This window comes from Thermodesulfatator indicus DSM 15286 (assembly GCF_000217795.1).
GTDB lineage: Bacteria > Desulfobacterota > Thermodesulfobacteria > Thermodesulfobacteriales > Thermodesulfatatoraceae > Thermodesulfatator > Thermodesulfatator indicus.
On sequence record NC_015681.1, the window covers coordinates 124,810 to 144,338 of the forward strand.

At 41.0% G+C, this 19,529-nt stretch carries 18 protein-coding genes; 1 reads left to right on the forward strand and 17 read right to left on the reverse strand.

Annotated elements, in window-relative coordinates; all coding sequences use genetic code 11:
- Window positions 1-307 precede the first annotated feature (307 nt).
- Window positions 308-1,216, reverse strand: a complete 909-nt coding sequence (locus tag THEIN_RS00630; protein WP_013906757.1) for a metal ABC transporter substrate-binding protein — start codon at window positions 1,214-1,216, stop codon at window positions 308-310.
- A 44-nt stretch (window positions 1,217-1,260) separates the two neighbouring features.
- Window positions 1,261-2,553, reverse strand: coding sequence for a bifunctional L-myo-inositol-1-phosphate cytidylyltransferase/CDP-L-myo-inositol myo-inositolphosphotransferase (locus THEIN_RS00635; protein ID WP_013906758.1), 1,293 nt, complete (start codon window positions 2,551-2,553; stop codon window positions 1,261-1,263).
- Between the two features lie 18 nt (window positions 2,554-2,571).
- Between THEIN_RS00635 and THEIN_RS00640 the strand changes: the two genes are divergently transcribed.
- A complete protein-coding gene (locus THEIN_RS00640; protein ID WP_013906759.1) occupies window positions 2,572-3,408 on the forward strand; it encodes an ATP-grasp domain-containing protein in 837 nt (278 codons plus the stop codon).
- A 26-nt stretch (window positions 3,409-3,434) separates the two neighbouring features.
- On the opposite strand, the gene THEIN_RS00645 is transcribed toward THEIN_RS00640, so the two are convergent.
- From THEIN_RS00645 to THEIN_RS00715, 15 genes are all read right to left on the reverse strand, one after another.
- Window positions 3,435-4,445, reverse strand: coding sequence for a sensor histidine kinase (locus THEIN_RS00645; RefSeq protein ID WP_013906760.1), 1,011 nt, complete (start codon window positions 4,443-4,445; stop codon window positions 3,435-3,437).
- Window positions 4,446-4,477: 32 nt separating this feature from the next.
- Entirely contained in the window at window positions 4,478-5,389 is a 912-nt protein-coding gene (fabD, locus tag THEIN_RS00650; protein WP_013906761.1) for an ACP S-malonyltransferase, read from the reverse strand.
- A 3-nt stretch (window positions 5,390-5,392) separates the two neighbouring features.
- Window positions 5,393-5,824 carry a glycine cleavage system protein GcvH gene (gene gcvH / locus THEIN_RS00655; RefSeq protein WP_013906762.1) on the reverse strand — a complete coding sequence of 144 codons (432 nt, stop codon included), beginning with the start codon at window positions 5,822-5,824 and terminating at the stop codon, window positions 5,393-5,395.
- 78 nt (window positions 5,825-5,902) lie between these two features.
- Entirely contained in the window at window positions 5,903-6,874 is a 972-nt protein-coding gene (moaA, locus tag THEIN_RS00660) for a GTP 3',8-cyclase MoaA (protein WP_013906763.1), read from the reverse strand.
- Entirely contained in the window at window positions 6,865-7,395 is a 531-nt protein-coding gene (locus THEIN_RS00665) for a DUF4416 family protein (RefSeq protein WP_013906764.1), read from the reverse strand. Before THEIN_RS00665 ends, moaA begins: the two co-directional genes overlap by 10 nt.
- Window positions 7,388-7,606, reverse strand: coding sequence for a Trm112 family protein (locus THEIN_RS00670; RefSeq protein WP_013906765.1), 219 nt, complete (start codon window positions 7,604-7,606; stop codon window positions 7,388-7,390). Before THEIN_RS00670 ends, THEIN_RS00665 begins: the two co-directional genes overlap by 8 nt.
- 210 nt (window positions 7,607-7,816) lie before the next feature.
- Window positions 7,817-10,906, reverse strand: coding sequence for an efflux RND transporter permease subunit (locus THEIN_RS00675; RefSeq protein WP_013906766.1), 3,090 nt, complete (start codon window positions 10,904-10,906; stop codon window positions 7,817-7,819).
- A gap of 10 nt (window positions 10,907-10,916) precedes the next feature.
- Entirely contained in the window at window positions 10,917-11,231 is a 315-nt protein-coding gene (locus tag THEIN_RS00680) for a cupin domain-containing protein (RefSeq protein ID WP_013906767.1), read from the reverse strand.
- Entirely contained in the window at window positions 11,218-12,330 is a 1,113-nt protein-coding gene (locus THEIN_RS00685) for an efflux RND transporter periplasmic adaptor subunit (RefSeq protein ID WP_013906768.1), read from the reverse strand. The genes THEIN_RS00680 and THEIN_RS00685 overlap by 14 nt, the downstream gene beginning before the upstream one ends.
- Window positions 12,323-13,588, reverse strand: a complete 1,266-nt coding sequence (locus THEIN_RS00690) for a TolC family protein (protein WP_169311136.1) — start codon at window positions 13,586-13,588, stop codon at window positions 12,323-12,325. Before THEIN_RS00690 ends, THEIN_RS00685 begins: the two co-directional genes overlap by 8 nt.
- 38 nt (window positions 13,589-13,626) lie before the next feature.
- Window positions 13,627-14,262 carry a TetR/AcrR family transcriptional regulator gene (locus THEIN_RS11425; RefSeq protein ID WP_013906770.1) on the reverse strand — a complete coding sequence of 212 codons (636 nt, stop codon included), beginning with the start codon at window positions 14,260-14,262 and terminating at the stop codon, window positions 13,627-13,629.
- Window positions 14,263-14,420: 158 nt separating this feature from the next.
- A complete protein-coding gene (locus tag THEIN_RS00700) occupies window positions 14,421-15,029 on the reverse strand; it encodes a tetratricopeptide repeat protein (RefSeq protein WP_013906771.1) in 609 nt (202 codons plus the stop codon).
- 17 nt (window positions 15,030-15,046) lie between these two features.
- Window positions 15,047-15,964, reverse strand: a complete 918-nt coding sequence (locus tag THEIN_RS00705; protein WP_013906772.1) for a hypothetical protein — start codon at window positions 15,962-15,964, stop codon at window positions 15,047-15,049.
- Window positions 15,961-18,156: an urea transporter gene (locus THEIN_RS12425; RefSeq protein ID WP_013906773.1), complete on the reverse strand. Its 2,196-nt coding sequence runs from the start codon at window positions 18,154-18,156 to the stop codon at window positions 15,961-15,963. Before THEIN_RS12425 ends, THEIN_RS00705 begins: the two co-directional genes overlap by 4 nt.
- 7 nt (window positions 18,157-18,163) lie before the next feature.
- Complete coding sequence (locus THEIN_RS00715) at window positions 18,164-19,516, reverse strand: alanine racemase (RefSeq protein ID WP_013906774.1); 1,353 nt, start codon at window positions 19,514-19,516, stop codon at window positions 18,164-18,166.
- Between the last annotated feature and the right edge of the window lie 13 nt (window positions 19,517-19,529).

Here is a 19,529-nt window from a genome sequence, read left to right on the forward strand (position 1 = left end):
ACCCCCTTGTTTTTGTGGAACTAAATGGCAAGCTAACCCATTTTGTTGTGGTTGTCAATTGCTACATACACAACATGTTGTATCAATTGGGCTTTAAACCTTTTACGCTAGCCTGGGTACTTAAGATACATTTTTTAAGTATCACCCTTAAAACAGTCAAAAACTTGTAAAAAAAACAGAAAACAATCTTATTTTTACCGAGAAATTTCCCTTTGAGACAGGATTATAGGTTTAAAAAATGGCATTGGGGGTCACCCCCAAGCCCCCGTTATCTTGCTCCCTATACAAACGCGGTTGTAGGGTTAATTTAGTTCGGGCAAGAACATTCTAATCCGATACACAGATAGCGTAAATTGCGCCACATAAGATCCCAGAAACTAACTTTTTTAGATATTTCTTCTTGGGTAAGAATAGCACCTGAGGATAGATAAAAGATTTGGGCTCCGGTTTCATGGGCTATTACTTCGGCAAATTTACGATACCGAGGTTCATCATAATAAATAGCTTTTAAGCCTTCTTTTTTCATGATTTTGATAAGCTGATAGAGGGTTTTAGGGGTAGGTTCAGCTTCTGGGGAAAGACCAGCCAAGGCAACAAAATGCAAGCCGTAATTTTTTTCCCAATAACCAAAGGCCTTGTGACCAGCTAAAGGAACTATTTTTTTAGAACAAGAACTCAAACTTTTCACATAGGCTTCGTGTAAGGCTTTAAGCTTAGTCTGAGTCTCTTTGGCATTTTTTAAAAAAATATCTTTTTTGGTTGGAAATATTTTTCCAAAAGTTTGGGCTAATCTTTCAACAAATTGTATGTCTCTAGGAAAATCAAGCCACACGTGAGGATCTAAACCATAATGGTGGTTATGGTTTCTATGAACGCGTTTCACTTTCTCAGGTAGCATAAAAATCACGTTTAGATTTTTAGAAGAAAAGCTGCCTAAAAAGTCATCAAGCCAAGGCTCAAGCCCGCCACCTACCGCTACTAAGACCTTGGCCTTTTTCATCATAAGTACATCTTGCGGCGTAATCTCCCAGGAATGAGGATCTGCCCCGGGAGGAAGTAAGAGCTTTACTTCTATTTCTTGGCCACCAACAGCTTTGGCCAATTCAGCCAGAGGAAAAATGCTAGCAACTACCAATGGCTTTTCTTGGGCCCTCCCCCATTTAGGAAGAAGCAATAAAAAAGTTAAACAAATTATATAAAACCACCGCCGCTTCATAGCTTTAAAATAGGAAGAGGTAACAAATTTGCAAGTCTAGAAATTTATAGAGCCAGAGAGGCTTCATTTCGTGCCACTAAATAAATAGTTAAAAAGACTCTAAAGTTACAAACCAGGGACAGAGTCCAGAAAAGCTCACGCCAAAGGCCCAGAATAACCATTATCATGGTCAAAAAAACTCTTTCATCTCTTTTTCCTGGAACTTTACTTAAAAAGGGAATATCTTCATAAATATCCCTATAAAAAGCACCTTTATATCTTTCTGCGGTATAACTCACCATAAAACTTCCAAATATAGCAGCTAAAGCCATGGCCTGATCCGATATAATTGAAGGTTGCCATAAAAGAAAAAGCCCTGCTAGAAAGCAAAAATCAACCACTCGGTCAAGCACTGAATCTAGCCAACCTCCAAAGGCACTTTCCTTAAGGCTTACCCTGGCTATCTCTCCATCTATACCATCAAGGGCAGAGCTCAATTGATAAAGAATAGCTCCAGCAACCGGACTCCAAAAAAGCAGTAAAGTCGCCAAAAGCCCCAAGGCAGTAGTAAAAATGGTGGCTTGATTAGGGGTTATGTGGTTTATTAGCCTGGCACTTACCCAGGTAGAAAGACGACGGTTGATGGTGCGCGATATAAAACCGTCTCCTTTCCCTTTAACTGCCGACTTGAGCAATAACTTAGTAGCCTTTCTCAAATCTTCAGGTGTATCTACATCCATCCAAAAGTAACCTGATACAAAACTGCAGCGTATTTTGGCAAACGAAAGTAACTCTGAAAGCGAAACCTCTGATTTTTGATTAATAAGTTCTTCTACCACCTTAAAAACATCTGGCTCAAGTACAAAAAAACCTGTATCAAAACCAGTATATTCTTTCAGCTCTTTGCCTAGGCGGATAATACGCCCGTTTTTACAGAGGGCCTTGGTTGCCTCTACATGGTCAATATACAGGCCCTTTTTATCTAGAATGGCTCCTTTTTTATTTAAAGCTTTGGCGAGAAAGGCTGGCTCATAAATATGGTCGCCCATGGTCAATACAAAGGGTCCGGAAACGTAATCTTTGGCTAAAAAGAACGAATAGCCGTTTCCTTTTTCAGGGAAGGGGTTTTCCACCAGCACTACATCGAACTGAGGGTTTTCTCTCAGAAATTTCTGGTAAAATACTCGATGTAAATGGTTTATAACCACGACAAATTTTTTGACTCCATTTCTTTTAAGGAGACATAAATGGCGATAGAGAAGCTCTCGGCCAGCCACTTTGAGAAGCGGTTTAGGAAAATTTTCTGTATAAGGGCGAAGGCGCGTTCCCAAACCTGCTGCCAGAATTACGGCTTCCATAGTTAACCTCCTGAGAAAATGGCTGACGAATTAAATATAAGCACTCACCCGAGCGGGCCAATAATTTCTTTTCATCCTTTAGTGAAGGCAGACTATAATTTTTGGGCCTTTTCGGCCATAAATGACGAATTACTTTCATATCTTTACCGGGCCAATATAGTTATCTGGCCCCAAGTCTTTCCTTCTCAACTCTACTTTTACGCTTGCCAAAAGGGGTTACGCAGCTTCCCTAATTACGATATACGGTTCAAGTTTCCTGGTAAAAGTGGCCAGATGTTGCTTTTTAAGGCCCTTGATCTTCCTTATCCAAACACCATCTTTTTCCCAAAAATTGCGGCCCTCGGATCCCACCCAAACGCTATTAAGGTTAAAATTTTTTCTTATCCCTTTGTCCTCAAAACTGATGACGAACATGAAGGCCAAGGTGTTTTTCTTATAGAAAATGAAAGCGCCTGGCAAAGAGCCCTTGCTCGCATAAAACAGCGGGAAAGAGAAGGTAAGTTTGGTTTCCTAATGCAAGAATTTTTGCCTGTCCCCTATGACCTGCGCGTGGTGGTGATAGGCCGTGAATTTTTTCCATTCTGGAGGGCACTTGGGCCTAATTTTAAAGCCAATTTAGCCCAGGGGGGCAAGGCTATCCCTTGCCCAGATAAGACTCTTGAAAAAAAGGCCCTCGAACTTACCAAAACGCTTTGTTTTAAAACCGACATCAATCTGGCGGCTATTGATTTCCTGATTCACCCCGAAGACAGCCTACTTTTAAATGAGATAAATTTTGTATTTGGGAGGCGACTATTGGGAAAATCATTCAATAAATTGTTTTTTAAAGCCATAAAGGACTTTATTGACTCTTAATTCCCGCTTAAACAAATCTGAACTCACTATAAAGCCCTGGGAAGCCAAACTTCTACCCTGGTTCCCTCTCCTTCAACACTGCTTATCTTAATTTTACCTTTGGCTTCTTTTATCCACTTTTTGATCATGGCCAGCCCCAGGCCTGAACCCTTTTTCTTAGTGCTAAAATAAGGTTCAAAAATTTTTTGGAGAAGCTCCTTTTTGATCCCTTTACCGTTGTCCTCAACAGAAATAACTACATAGTCACCCTCGTTAAAACTGTTAAGAGATATTTTGCCTGTACCAGAAATAGCCTGAATGGCATTTAAAACTAAGTTAAGGATAATTTGTTCAAGTCTCCCTCTATTGATAAAAACCTCGCCAACATAGGGATTTAACAAGATTTGAAAGTCTATTTCAGCTGGTACCAGGGCTTTAAGGAGAGATTTCATATCATGAAAAACTTGATTTATGTTAATAAGCTCAGGTTTTTTATTATTTTTGCCTATATCACAGAATTTTTCTGCTAATTCTGTTATATTTTCAAGAATAGTTCTTACTTTTTGACATTTCCGCTTTAAAAAAAGATTATTTTGGGCGTACATCTCTAAAAGCTCTAGCTCACCCAGGGCAGCGGTAAGCATATTTTTTATATCGTGGCTCAAACCAGTAGCCAAAAGGCCAATGGTTTCGTAATAAACTCTTAGATCTTCAGCTAAAAAAGGATTATCTTTCGGATTTTCCAAAGCCAGGTGCCATAGGGCCTGAACTTTATCGTCTTTTATAACCGGACTCACCATTACAAAAAATTCTTTATCCAAGGCCTCAGCCTGCATAACAGCCCAACAAGTCTTTTTGGTTTCTAGAGCTTTTAGGGCCGGGCAATTTGACGGGGGATTTTTACGACGGTGTATCAATTCATAGCAAATAAGTTTTTCTTTCTCACCAACAAGTTCTCGTAAAGCATTATTACCCCAGAGAATCCCAAACTCCGGTGAAAGGAGAAAAAATAGCTCCGGGATATGAGACAACAATTTTAGTACTTTCTCGTCGTCCATCCTCTTTATTTTCGACACGTAAAAAGACAAACTTAAAAATTTTCCTCGGCGGGATTTTCCACGTTTCGAAGAGAAATTTTTTCTACAGGTAGAATCTTTTTAACCAGACCAGTTAAAACCGTTTTAGGGCCAACTTCTATAAAATCCCGTCCGCCCGCGGCAAAAATATTTTCTATCTCCTCCACCCAACGAACCGGGCTTTCAATTTGTTCGCCCATTAATTTTTTAATCTCATTTGGATCCTCTTCAGCTCTAGCTGAAACATTTGAGAAAAATATCTTTTGGGGCGAATGAAAAGGAATTTCTTTTAAAAAGGTCTTAAAGTCTTCAGCAGCTTGAGCCATAAGCGGGCTGTGGTAAGCCCCGCTTACTTTTAGTTTTACCACCCTTGCTCCGGCTTCCTTGGCAAGGCCTGCAGCGTAAGAAGTAGCTTCTTTTTCCCCAGTAATAACAATTTGAACCGGTGTGTTGTGGTTAGCAAGGGCCACTATCCCTTTTTCTCGGGCTTTTAAAAGGATTTCTTCGAGTTTTTGACGAGAAAGCCCTATAACCGCATACATCTCACCAGGCCTTCTCTGAGCCTCGCGTTCCATTAACTCTCCGCGCTTCAAAACTAAGCGAAAAACATCTTCTAAAGAAACAATCCCTGCGCTGTAAAGGGCACTATATTCTCCAAGGCTGTGCCCACAAACAATTTCTGGTTCAAAATTTTGGGCTTTAAGTGCCTCATAGATAGCCAAATTAACAGCCGTAAGAGCAGGTTGCAGGTTAAAAGTACGCGTAAGCTCTTCCATTGGGCCTTCAAAGCAGAGTTTTTTAATGGGAAGACCTGTTACCTTTTCAGCTACCTCAAAAACGCGTTTGGCTTCAGAAAAATTGTCATAAGCAGCTTTTCCCATGCCAACGTATTGTGACCCCTGGCCTGGAAACATAAAAACTCGCATGCCCTACTCCTCTTCTTCAAAATCAAAAGGTTCTTCGTCAATAAGAATTTCTTCTCCAGCTGTAACTTCTTCGTACTCGTCAGCTGTAAGAAGATCTTCAAGTTCATCAGGGTCTGAAAGTTTTACTTTAAGGATCCAGCCCTCTTCGTACGGATCTTCGTTGATTAAATCAGGCGAATCAAGAAGATCTTCGTTAATTTCTACTACGTCTCCACTTACAGGAGCCACCAGATCAAAGACCCCTTGTGCTGATTCAATGCTTCCAAAAACTTCGTCTTTGATGAGCTCGTCTCCTTCGTCAGGTAGTTCAAGGTCAATAATCTCGCCAAGTTTTAGCTGGCCAAAATCAGTAAGCCCAACAAGCACGGAGCCACGTCCTTTCTTTTTAACCCAGAGATGATTTTCTGAATAAAGCCTGTCCTGAGGGATCTCCATAAAATTCACCTCCCTAATAATTAGCTATCTCCGATTATCGGAATAAATCGATTTTGGCAAGAGTGTTTAAAAATAAAATTAACCTCCTATACTTCGCATAAGCCTTTTAGGAGATGTGTCAAGAGATCTCTGGGACGGCTTTCTTTGAATAGCCTTTAAAAAGGCTTCTTTAAGAGCCTCTTGAGGATTCTTTTGGTTTAAAAATGGTCTCAAGTCGATTTCTTCGTCAGAAAAGAGACAGAGACGCAAACGACCTTCAGGGGTTAAACGCAAGCGATTACACTTATGACAAAAATGATTACTTATAGCTGAAATAAAACCTACACTGCCTTTAGCGCCAGGGAGAGTAAATACTTTAGCTGGACCTGCCCCTATTTTAGAGGCCGGGTGCAGCTCACCAAATACTTCTTTAAGCCTTTTTTCTATTTCTGAAACAGGCATAAAAAGATCTTCTTCCCACGGTGCCCCTGAGCCAATGGGCATAAATTCTATAAACCTGACTTCAAGAGGCTCTTTAAGGGTCAAACGGGCCATTTCAATGGCTTCGTCATCGTTTAGCCCCCGCATAACCACCATGTTGATTTTCACCGGGGAAAAACCTACTTCTAAAGCCTTTTCGATTCCCGCCAAAACTTGGTTTAAAGCGTCTATCCCGCAAATTTCTTTGTACTTTTGAGGAGTAATGGCGTCTAAGCTTATATTAACCCGTTTAAGACCTGCCTTTTTAAGGTCTAAGGCCATAGAGGCAAATAGGATACCGTTTGTGGTTAAGGCCAGATCTTCAAGACCTGGAATTTGGGCCAGCGCCGCTACAAATGAAACTAAGTCCTTGCGTACTAAGGGTTCTCCACCGGTAAGACGTACCCTTTTGACCCCTAAAGATACCGCTACCTTAATAATTTGATAAAGTTCCTCGTAAGAAAGAATCTTTTCCGGGGGTAGTTTGGCAAAGGAATCTTTACTTGAACAATAAAAACAGCGTAAATTACAGCGGTCTGTAACGGAAACGCGAAGATAAGTTATTTTTCGGCCATAAGAATCTATAAGCATAACTTTAACTTTTCCTGATAGCGCTTTCTAGCTTCCCTAAAAAGAGCCCTTACCTCTTCAGAAGCATAATCTGGATAAGTCCAGGGAAGAGACTTGAAATCACCTTTGGTGTAAATCATGGTGACCTCACCGTAAACATAATCACCTAAATAAAGGCGGTGTGAAAAATTTTTAAACGTAACCAAGACTAACCTTTCCAACAAAAGATAGCCTGGATCGATATTTACCTGGCGTTTATTCCCTTTGCTAAAGAGCTTTTCAAGCTTCCAAGCCAAATGTTTTATAGGGACAATTTTTTCCTGGGGAATAAGCCTTTCAAAAAAGATAAAACGCCTCACTAAATCTTTTCCAAACTCTTTTTCGTAATAATCAGTCCAGTCAAAAGGGATCAAAGGACTTTTAAAATCTATAGGCCCCAAATTATCGGTAAGTTTTTGGCTCACTTTCTCTATAATGCTTTCATCTCGAGCAAATATACTAAAAAATAACTGCGCTGGAGCAGGTTTTTGAGGTTCACTCATCTTTTTTGTTTTCGTTTTTAAGGTCTATTTTCTGGGCTTCCTCTTCGAGCATGATAGGAATACCGTCTCTTACTTCGTAAAGCAAGGAACATTTATAGCAAACAAGCCCTTGACGTGATTCATCAACCGTAAGGTCTCCTTTACATTTAGGACAAGCCAGTACCGCCAAGAGTTCCTGCGGTATAAGGCTTACAAAAAGCCCGCCAAACATATGCGCCTCCTGTTTTTGTTTAGCTTAAATCTAATTTCTTTTGGAATCTAGGCAACTATATCTAAATTACAGAATTATACGGAAATTACAGGATTATACGGGAGCTTCACCTCCAAGCCCTACAGATGGGTGAATGATGTTTACGGGGTTTAGCGTTTGGGGTAACCCCAAACGCTAAGCAATTAAGTACCTATTTAGGTCTCCATTACATCATTTACGACTTACCAAAGCGCGAACTTTTTCCAGGAACACATAAAAAAGCGGCACATAAACAAGGGTAAGAATGGTACCCACCAGCAGTCCACCTATGGCCACCACCGCTAGAGGCGAAAGGCGCTCAAGACCTATAGCCCGTTCAGCGGCGATAGGGATCATGCCCGTAATAGTGGAAAGGGCGGTCATCAAGATAGGCCGCGTTCTGGCCCGAATAGCTCCTTCAACGGCTTCTTTCAAATCTTTTCCTTTTTGGCGGGCCTTTTCAATAAAGTCAAGCAACAAAATAGAATTGTTAACCACCACACCTGAAAGAAGGATCATGCCCATGGAAGCTGGCATACAAAAATGCCTGTCCACCAGCAAAAGCCCCCAGATCGCCCCAATTAGAGCCAGAGGAATAGCCACCATGATAGTTATCGGATGTCTAAAAGACCTGAAAGTAGGCACCAGAGAAAAATAAAGCAAAATCAACGAAAGGATAAGGGCATCTTTTAACCTGGCAAATGATTCCTTCATCGGCTTTACTTCGCCTTCCTGCGAAAGTTTATAGCCTGAAGGGACTTTCAGATCAGACAAGGCCTTCCCTACCCCTTCTTGGATATGGCTTATGGCCGTCTTACGACGATAACCCAGCACATCAATAACCGGAGAGAGATTATCCCGCACAATGACACTTCTTACGAAATCTTTTTCCACCGTGGCTAATTCTTTCAAGGGTACGGGACCTTTAGGCGTAGGCACCATGTAATTTAAAAGTGACTCAAGAGAGTCCCTTTCGTAGGGCAAAAAGCGCACTTTAATGACGTAAGGACGCTCTTCTGGAACCCTCCAGAAGGAAGCCTTGCCACCAGAAAATCCCATGGCCATTTCACGGGCAAGAATTTCTGGAGTAAGGCCGTAAAACGAAAGCTTTTCAAGATTGGGTTTTATCAAAAACTCCTGGCGGTCAAAATCCCAGGTATGAGAAAGACTCACCAGCCCAGGCACTTTGTATAAGCGGTTTTCTATTTCTAGAGCCAGTTTGTGAAGAATACGAGGATCACTCCCTGAAACCATTACATCAACTGGTGCGGCAATAGAAGAAAGAGGAGTGGCACCAAACTCAAACACGTGTAAGGTTTTAAGGCCTGGTATCTTTAAGAATTCGCTGTAAAGGTGATTTTCTATCTGCCAGATATTTTCTTTACGGTGAAAACGATCTACAAAATGTACGGTTATCATTCCCTGTCTGGGCGTGCGATCAGCACCAAAACTTATTACCCCAGGCTCTGACCCCATGACCGTGGCCATACGAATAAAACCCGGATAATTTTCTAGGGTATTTTCCATTTTACGGATTATTTTTTCCGCTTCTTCAATAGGAGTATTGGGAGTGACTTCAAAAGATATCTTTACGATCCCTGTATCCATGGGAGGCATGAGGTCTCGCCCCACCAGAGGCATAATCTTTTTCACACTGATAACCATGAGAAGCACCGCCGGCATGATAAGCACTACCTTGTAGCGCACCCCAAACCTAAAGAGCGTCAAATAAAACGCCCTGAATTTTTCAAGAAATCCTTCGCTTACACGGGAAAGAAATTTTTCAAACCGCGAGGGTTCGCCAGCTCGTAACACATAGGGCGCAAGAAGCGGGATTATAGTTACCGAAACGATGTAAGAAGCCGTAAGCGCCATGGTTAACACCATGGCCAGGGGCCGCAAAATCTTTTCCACGTATCCACCGACAAACATGATGGGAATAAGCACAAGGATAGTGGTAAAAGTGCCAGAGAGGTCGGCCAGCATTATCTCCTGCGTGCCTGAGATAGCGGCTTGCCTGGGAGAAAGGCCCTTTTCGCGCAGATGGCGTTCTATATTTTCGGCTACTACTATGGAGTCATCAACCAAAAGACCCACAGCCAGAATAACCGCAGTCATGGTAACAATGTTCAACTCCAGGCCAAAGAGCTTCATTAGAAAAAAGGTGAGAAAATAAGTTACAGGAATAGACACCGCCGCTAAAAGTGTGGCCCGAACTCTGGCCATCAAAAGAAAGATAACCGCTACCGTTAGAATAATAGCATCACGCAAGGCTCCTATAAGGTTAGAAAGTGAGGTCTTAATAATATTTTTCTGGGTATCAGCTATAGAAAAAGAAAGCTCAGGATACTGGACCTTAAGTTTTTTTAAAGCCTTTTCCGCGGCCTCAATAGTGGCCATGACGTTGCCATTCTCGGGCCTTAAAACATTTAGCCCAATGGCTGGCCTTCCGTTGCCGTGAAAAAGGCTATTTCTATCTTCATGAGAAAGAGTTATACGGGCAATGTCTCCCAGACGAATGGATTTGCCTTTTAGCGGAATAGTAAGGTCTTTAAGTTCCTCTGGCCGGGCAATTTCTCCAGGAATCTTTATAAAGATTTCTTGCTCATTAGACCTTATAATGCCAGCAGGCCAGTTGGTATTTTGTGAGGCAAGGGCGGCGGCCACGTTAGCCAGGCTCAGCCCATAACGAGCCAGGGTGTCTCTTTCTATTTCAACCCTTACCTCTGGCTGATAGCCTCCAAAAATTTCTACGTCTCCAATCTGGGGGACATTTAAAAGGGAGGGCTTAATGTATTCCTCGGCCAAGCGTCTTACTTCTGAAAGAGTAAGATTAGAGCCTTCTTTAGGGCTTATAGCCACGGTCATCACCGGATTGGTGACGTCACTGACCTTGAAAATACGTGGAGGTAAAAGGCCTCTTGGTAAGTCACTGAGAATGCGGTCAAGGGCTGAAGAAACGTCAACCTGAGCGGCAGAAAGCCCTTTTTCGTATTCAAACTCTACTGAGAGCACACCTACGCCGTCTCGAGACACAGAACGCACTTTGCGCACCAGAGAAAGGGTAGCCAGCTCTTTTTCAACAGGGATTACTACTTCCTTTTCTACGTCTTCAGCCGAAGCCCCGGGCAAAGAAAGCACTACCACTATTTGGGGATAGTTGGCGTCTGGAAAAAGGTTAAGAGGGAGCTCCCTGAAACTCTTAATCCCTAAAACTACCCCCAGGAACAAGAGGGCAAGTATTAGATGAGGCCATTTAAGGTAACGTTCTACAAAGGTCATCTAGCTTTCCTTATAGTGGCGGAGCAATGGCTACGAGGATACGCATGTCAGTTTTGGCTTCCACACCGTGAGGTTCATTTATGGCACAAATAAAAATGTCGCCAGCCTTAGCCGGAGTTTTGGCTCCTTCGGCCCCTAGAAAATAGCCTTCACCTTCCAAAACAAGAATGCTTAACTCTCCCTCAACCGAATGCGAATGCACAGGAAACTCTTCACCGGCTTTTATATTGAAATTAATGATCCGAAAATACGGAGAATCATGAACCAAAAATTTGTTAAGGGCCTTGTCAAATACACGGGTCTCGTCAAGATTAAATACTTTCATCGTGGCCTCCTTTAATTGGAATAACTTTTTGGCCAGGGTAAAGTCTTAGAAGCAGCCCTGGATCTCCCACTACTACCTGATCGCCTTCATTAAGCTTTCCTGAGGCAACCACCTGGCCTTTGCTCTGGCCAAGAACCCTTACAGGGATGAACTTAAGCCTGCCTTTTTCTACCACGTAAACTCCCTGGGACTTGCCAGGCACCAGGGCTTTGGCCGGCAAGAGAAGCCCTTCAAGATTGGCCAAAACCAGATCCACTCCTAAAGAGGCCCCGCTTGGCAGGGAAAAAGGCCTCTTCTTTAGCCTTATCTCCACGGTAGCCAGGGCTTCTTTAGAGACCGCTGGATAAACCTTATAAACCGCGGCGATTTTTTGCCTGTCCCCAAGCGAAATATAGACCCTGTCACCAGGAACGATTGAGGCCGCCTTCTCCTGGGGTATGTTTACCAAAAGACGATAACCTGCTTTAGGATCTTCAAGAGTTATAAGGGGAGCTCCAGGGGTAGCCATGTCACCTGGATTTTTAAAACGCCTGGTAACTACTCCAGAGAAGGGAGCCTTAATAAAGGCATAAGAAAGATTAACTTTAGCCGCTTCTATTTCCTGCTTAAGCTGTTCTACCCTTGCGAGAGCGGCTTGATAGGCAGCTTTAGAAAGGTCAAAGGCCTCCTGGGAAATAGCTTCATGCTCAAGAAGCTTTTGGTTGCGTTCAAAAATACCCTTACGCACTAAAAGTTCTGTTTGAGCCGAGGCCAATTGTGTTTTAAGAACGCCGAGCTTGGCTTCAATATCCTTGGCCTCTATCTCAACCAAAAGTTCTCCCTTTTTAACCTTATCCCCTTCATATTTGGTAATCCTTAAAATGTAGCCAGATATCCTGGTGGCGATGTTAGCCTCGTGCACAGGGGTGATAGTTCCCAGATAATGTTCACGTATTTCAAGCGTACCCTTAGTTACCTTCGCTACTTCAACGGGTAAAGGGATTTTCTGGGGCGGTTTAACACTTTGGATAGTCTCTTTTTTGAGTTTGACCACTCTAAAAGCCCCGAAAATCAAAAGAAAAACCACCAACAATATTAGAAAAGGTTTAAGCTTATTCATTTAAAAACTCCTTGGCTATTTGCCCGGTGGCCAGTTCAAAGGAAATAGTGGCGGTGTTAAGGTCATAATAGGCCTTTAGAAGGTTTGATTTAGTGCGCAACCAGGCTTCCTGGGCCTGCAATAAGTCATTGATAGAACCCGCTCCGGCCTGATAGCGGAAAGCCTCTCTCTTGTATGCTTCTCTGGCAAATTCTTCAGCGGCTTTAAGGCGGTTCACCTGGCTTTTGGCGGAGTTAATCCGGCTAACAGCTGAAATTATCTCCTGTGAAGCGGCAAGTCTCAGACTTTCAAGTTCTTCTTTAGCGGCAAGCCAAAGGGCCTGTTTTTCTTTGACTAGATTTCTTTTTACCCCGGAATCAAATATTGACCAGTTTAGCCGCACACCAGCCACCCACACTTCTTCATCGTTATTAAGTCCGGCCCCTGCCCGCCTTCCGTAAGAAGAAAAGGCAGAAAGAGTTGGCAGATATTCCCTTTTGGCCCGCGAAATAGCGGCTTCCGCCTGTTTAACCTTAAGTTTAGCGGCTTTGACATCAGGCCTCTGGTCTAAAAATTTATCGGCTGAAAAAGGATTAAAGTCCAGTTTTTTAGAGGGCTCTAGCGCAGAAGACACTTCAAAACTGGTATCCTCAAGACCAATAACCAGAGCAAGAAGCTTTTTAGCCAGGCGCAAGTTGTTTTCACTGGCCAAAAGTAAGGCCTTTTCTTCTTCTAAGGCCCTTTTAAAGTAAAGGAGATCAAGTTTGGCAATTTTACCCACCTGGTATTTTAAACTGGCATCACGGTATTGCTTTTCAAGCAGGCGGTAAAGTTCTCTCTGGGCCTTAGCAAGATTTTTAAGATAGAGCACCTGAAAGTAAAGTTGCTTTACATTGGCTATAAGATCTTCAGTTGATTGCCTTAAAAGGCTTTGCCTAATATTGATTTCAAGGTCTTTAATCTTTACTTCCTGAGCTACCCGCCCACCTTCGTATAAGGGAAAAGTGGCCTCAACCTGCCAGAAATAAATATCCCGACTAAAGGGCGGGAACTGGCCTGGCCCTTTTATAGAAGTTATAGTGACCGGATCATTATGGCGTTCGGCTTGAAGAATAAGATTAGCCTTTAACCAGCGGTTAGCGCTGGTAGCTTTTTTGGCAAAACGAGAAGCTTTCAAGGCGTCTTTCTGGGCCTTTATTGAAGGATGATGTTTAAGCGCAAGCCTTATAGCTTCTTCTAAAGAAAGACTTTTTTGGGCCATCCCTGTGAGTGGGCTCATCAGGATAAAAATTAGGCTTAAAAAGCATATCGTCCTTTTCATGCCAAGCCCTCGATGCCCTTGAGAGAAAAAGAAACAACATGCTCTATCAAAAACTTTTCAAAGTGAGCATCAAACTTTTGGCCGGTAACTTCTTGCACCTTGGGGCGAGCGAAATTGAAATAAAGAATCTGAGCTAGAATGCTAAGCACGGCCATGCGCATTTTTTCAGGAGGAAGAGAAGGCAAGTAAATTTTTAGTGCTTCTTCAAAAGAGACTAGAAAAGGATTTAACGCTTCTTCCACGATAAGTTTTAAAATACTAGACGGCCTAACCATCTCCCTTGCCAGAAGTTTAAAGTGAATTTCACGTTCTTCTTCTGTTAGTGGCCCGGAAATTATGGCTTTAGCAAAAGCTCTAATCACTCCTTCTAAGTTAGGGTCATCATCCTTGAGATTTTTTTCAAAGGTTTCTTTAAGGCGTTTGGCCCGTTCTAAAAAACGAGTTTGGAAAACTTCAAGATAAAGACCTTCTTTAGAACCAAAGTAGTAATTTATAGCCCCGAGGTGTACTTTGGCCTGGCTGGTTATCTCTCGCACACTCACCCCCTTAAACCCCTTTTCGGCAAAAAGTCTCTCAGCCACCTCAATGAGCCTTTCTTTGGTGCCGAATTTATCCGAAAATTTATTTTTCATACAAATGTATGTATCAAACACTTGTTCGAAAGTCAAGAAAAAATTTTTAGCTGAGCTTGGGACAAGCAAAGCGGTACCGAACAGGATCAAAGCGCTTTGCAGGAAGTTCTTTTAAGAATCCTAGATTCCCGCTTGAGCGAGAATCTAGGATTAATTGGTTATTTCTTTAAATAGTTTTTGGCCACTATGTTTTCTGGAGACAAAAGAAGAACCTGACGAAAAACACGCCTGGCTTCGTTTTGTTTCCCTTGCCACCATAAATCCTGGCCAAGTTCTACTAAAAATAAAACGCTAGTAGGATAGCGCTGCAACATTTTTCGCATTACTCGCTCAGCGTGATCCGCCTTGTTTTGAAGACGCAAAGCTATGGCTAATCGCAAATTTCCGTAATAATTATATGTATCTTCTCTTATTAGCCTTCTCATAAGCTCTTCTACTTTAGGCCAGTTTTTCTGAGCCATATATGGCAATGATAATCCTAAAAGAGCTTCAAAAGAACTTGGTTTTATGCTTAAAGCCTTTTCATAGTAATCAATTGAATTTCGATATTTCCCAGCCAGATAATAAAGCCATCCTAGTCTCAAATTAACCAGATAAAATTTTGGATATTTTTGATATACAGGCAAAAGAGCATCAATAGCATCTTGATAAGAGGCCATTTTTTCGTAGCGATATGAATCACGAAAAGCCTGCTGAACATTTAAAGCTAAAGCCGAAGAGCCCATCAGAAAAAAGGTTAAAACGAGAGTAAATAGAACTTTTTTCATAGTAACCTCCTCAACTTTTAAAAACTACCGCCTAGGCTTAAAGTTACAACTGTTTGACCTACATTATCATTAAAACCTGAATGTTTAAGCCACTCTTGAGACAAATTAAGAGCAACTCTTAACTTAGTAGTAACCTTACGACCTACCTCAAAAGAAAAACCACCCAAATATTCGTCAGACAAGTTATAAACAACAAATCCTTCATTTTTTACAGCAAAAACCTGTTTTCCAATCCAGGCCGAAATTTTAAAATCAGTCAATCCTATATAAGTGCTAAAATACTGTTCAAAAGAAAAATTATTTTTATCAAAGGAGCCAACATAATCGTTAAGAAGGATAAAATAAAAACGGGATTCACCATAAATTCTTTTACCTAAAGCCGCAAAAAAGTAGCCAAAACGAGGGCTAAACTGAAATACTCGCAAATCATTACTGGCAACAGAAGCAGAGCTTTTCTTTTTATTAGACGTGGTACCTTTAGCAACAGTATCTATAGAATTATAAAGAGAATAAGCAAACTCCAAACCAATATTCCAGCTATATGGTTGATAATAAAGCCCTTTGAAATAAATAACTTTACCATTATCAGTGAGCTGATCATCAGTGTTAATATAATGAAAACCAACCTTAAAAACATGATTTTTGAGAATTTGGTCAGTATTAGAATAGAGAACAGTAAAATCAGTCTGGGACAAATCGCTCTCTGTTTTATAATTTATCTTTGTCTGAGACAAAGCTAATTCTAAAGAATGAATATAACTATTCTTAAAGGCCAAATAACCCGTAGTAGACCATCCATTATCTTTTATTTGAGAATTCTCAAAGTTAATGTAAGTCGTATATAAACTGGCGTAAGTATTCCAATCTTGAGCCCATACTTTTCCTGTAAACGATACTCCCAAAATTATGAGAAATACTAAACACAACTTTTTCATAAAACCCTCCTTAAAGAAAATTTCTTATCATTACTAATAAGGGTAACTTCTTGTACAAAACCTTTTAAAGGATCTAATATTACCTGAGTTTTTATTTCTTCTCCTCCCTGGGCAATCTTTCCTTCTATTCGGTTCGGAGCAGAAAATTTATAAATACCCTTAATTTCTGCCAGACGATGATTAAAAGAGGCTAAAAAGGTATAAAGGGCTCGTTTCAACCGGCTGTAAAAGGTCTCTAAAGGTAAAAAATCTTCCCAGATAAGGCCTTTCTGGTACACCAGTGGCATTCTAGGAAAAGCTAAAAACAACATGCGAAACCACACGGCGTTTCCGTCTTGGCGCAAGAAATAAAAAGTGCCTTCAAACTTATTAAAATAAAGTGAGTTGTGATTTTCGGCCAAATAATATGTGCCATCGGTATCCATCTGAACTTTAAAATTCACCTGTTTTTGAGGAACGTCATTTACCAGAAACTCAAAAATAATTTCCTGGTCAAGCACTAGTGACATCATGTTTTCCATGGCCTTATCTGGATAAAGACCCTGGACCTGTTCTCCCTCTTCAGGGATATCATTGGCTTTGTAAATCAAATCGGTGTCTTTTAAAACAGCGTAATGTACAAAACTAAACGGTTGCGTAGGAGCCCCAAGTTCTGGGGTAAGCTGTACTTGAACGTGAAGATGGGGTTGAGGAGAATAACCTGAGCTTCCGCATTGCCCTATAATTTGCCCCTGTTCTATCCATTGTCCTTCTTTTACCTTGACAGAGCCCTTCCTCAGATGAGCCAGTAAAACATAAAAGCCCCTTTCATCGTAAATCAAAACGTAATTCCCCCAATTTTGGGTTTCGTTTACGGCCCCTGGGGGATTGTCTTCTATATCATTAGCTAGACTTACAACACGCCCCCTAACTGGAGAAAGAACAGGTTTGCCAAAACAATAGTAATCATCAAGATGGGCTCCTTCACCGCGATAAGTCCGGCCTTGGTCGTCAGTGATTACAAAATCAACGGCATAACGCCATATTCCTTTATGGGTCCAGGGACCATCAAAAGACTGCCATACCGTCCACTCTCCGGCCACAGGTAAACTTAAAGTACGCAATGTTCCGGGGAATCTGGCTAAATAAGACAAATAATGGTCTAAAGTCCGTTCAGGCGATCCTCTATAATAAGAGGCCAATAAGGGAAAACCTGCCAAACCCAAAGTATATAACAAGGAAAGAACCACCACGTTAAAAGGTAAAGTAAAGGAAGGGATACCGTACTGGGCCCAAAAAAAAGTAGCAGCATCTAAAAGGAAAGGAGAAATGGCCACTGATAAGGCCGCAAGAACATAACTTCGGGGACTGGGGATAAGAAAAACCCCTCCAATAGCCATGGCTATTAAGCTAAAATTAAAGGCCCCTAAGTTACTAGCGGCCTGATAAATAGAACCTTCAAGAAAAGACAAAATTAAAAGGCCTAAAAAATAACCTCCCACTGCCAGAATAAATAAAATACGGGAAGCGAAAAAAATAACGGTTAGAAAAATAAGTCCGCCTATAAAATGGGGACAAAAAAGCAAAGCTCCTAAGGATTGTGTTAACCCTAAAAGCCAGATGGGGAGATGGTCAGCAATATCTGTAAGAAATGGCCACCAGGGTTTAAATTCGGAAAACAAGAGATTGCTATACTTATAAGAGGCCAAATATATAGCTGTACTTATTAAAACAAAAGGGATGTTAAGTACTGGCAATCGGAAAAAAGAATAGAAAATATTAGCTAATCCAAAAGTAACTATAAAGGTCAAAATTCCAGCGGCAACTATTAAGAAAAAGCTAAAAAAAGAAAGCTTAAACAAATAGCCTATAGATAGTCCTACTAACAAAGGGTTATAAGTATAAAAACCGGAACCGCGAAATATTTTTTTCAAACCCAAAAACCTGGCAAACTCATAAGCCGCTAAAACACATAAAAGACCAGATAAACCAATATTAGGATAAATAAAAGTAGCGGCTAATAGCAATAAACCTAGCCAAAAGTTCTCAAAGAAAAAAATCTCAGAATAACTGTTGGCTATGGTTCTAAAGTAACCCCAAAAAGAACGAAGTTTCTTTAAGATCAGATTATTAACAGTCTTTAAGTGTTTTTGTTCTTCTAAAGTTATTTCTTTTTGGGCGAGCCTTTGATTGCTTTGTAAATTTACTTTCATAAATCAGCTAGGACTTTTTTAATATAAGCCTTTCGGGAAGACGTTCTCTATCTACTACATCATTTAAGTTTTCAGCTTCTCTAATAACGTCAACTTGGCCGTCCTCCCCTACTAGAACTACCGCCGGACGATAACGAATAAATTGCATCCATTGAGTAACGTTATAAGCTCCAACAGGAGAAAAAATAAGACGGGTACCTCTAGGTAAAGGAGGTAACTGGACATTTTCGGCAACTACATCTATATTCATACAAAGGGGGCCATAAATTACACAGGGTTCTGCTGGGCCCGAAATATCTTCTTCAAGTTCTATTTTAAAATTATACCAAAATGCTGTAAAAAGAATATTAACTCCAGCATCTACTACATAAGAACGAGTACCATCTGGCAAGCGTTTGCTAGCATGTACAGTAGTAATCAAAAAACCAGCTTCATCTACTATAGCTCTACCTGTTTCTAAAATAAGTTTAGGAAAGTCATTAGGTTTAAGTTTTGATAACAAAGTATCACAAATAGCTTCGGCAAAATCTTCTAAAGGAGGAACAGCCACTTCTGGTGACAAATAAATTCCTTTCAACCGATTACGAGAAGGGAATCCGCCTCCGATGTCTAAATATTCTATTTTTAAGTCAAAATTATCTTCAAGTTCATAAGCGAAATCTACCATCTTTTCTATAGCTTTGGCATACGCTCTAGGCTCAAGCAAAAAAGTACCCAAATGACAATGTAGGCCATTTAATATCAGTTTACCACCTGAAACTAACCTTTTAGCAGCATCTAAAGCCTGGCCTGATTCCAGATTAAAACCAAAACGCGTCCACTGAGGACTTATCCCCGTATCCATATTCAGGCGAATACCTACTTTGATAGGCTGTCCCAATTCCTCGGCAATTTCTTCTAAATCATAAATCTCGTCAAAATGGTCAATATTTATAATCGCTCCTTCCTGAACCGCTGTCTTAAGGGCTGATAAGGGCTTGTATGGACCATTAAAAATTATTTCAGAACCAGGAACACCTAATCTGCGAGCCTTTTCATATTCAAACTCCGAGACAACCTCTGCTGTCTCTCCTTCCTGATGTAGGATGGCACAAATAGCATCTAGATAATTAGTTTTATAAGACCAGGAAAACTGGACATTTGGGTATCTCGTAGAAAACATTTGATAAATTTGACGATATTTCTCTCTTAATCGCCTTTCAGAAAAAACAAAAAGAGGAGAGCCAAATCTAGAAACCAAGTCGCTAATAGGTACTCCGTCTATTTCTGGACGCAAATGGCGACCATAAACAGAACCAAATTTATTGCTAAGTCCTACTTGAACCTTTTTTATGAGTGGCTTTTCGTAAGGTTCTTTCATAACCGTTCTCCTT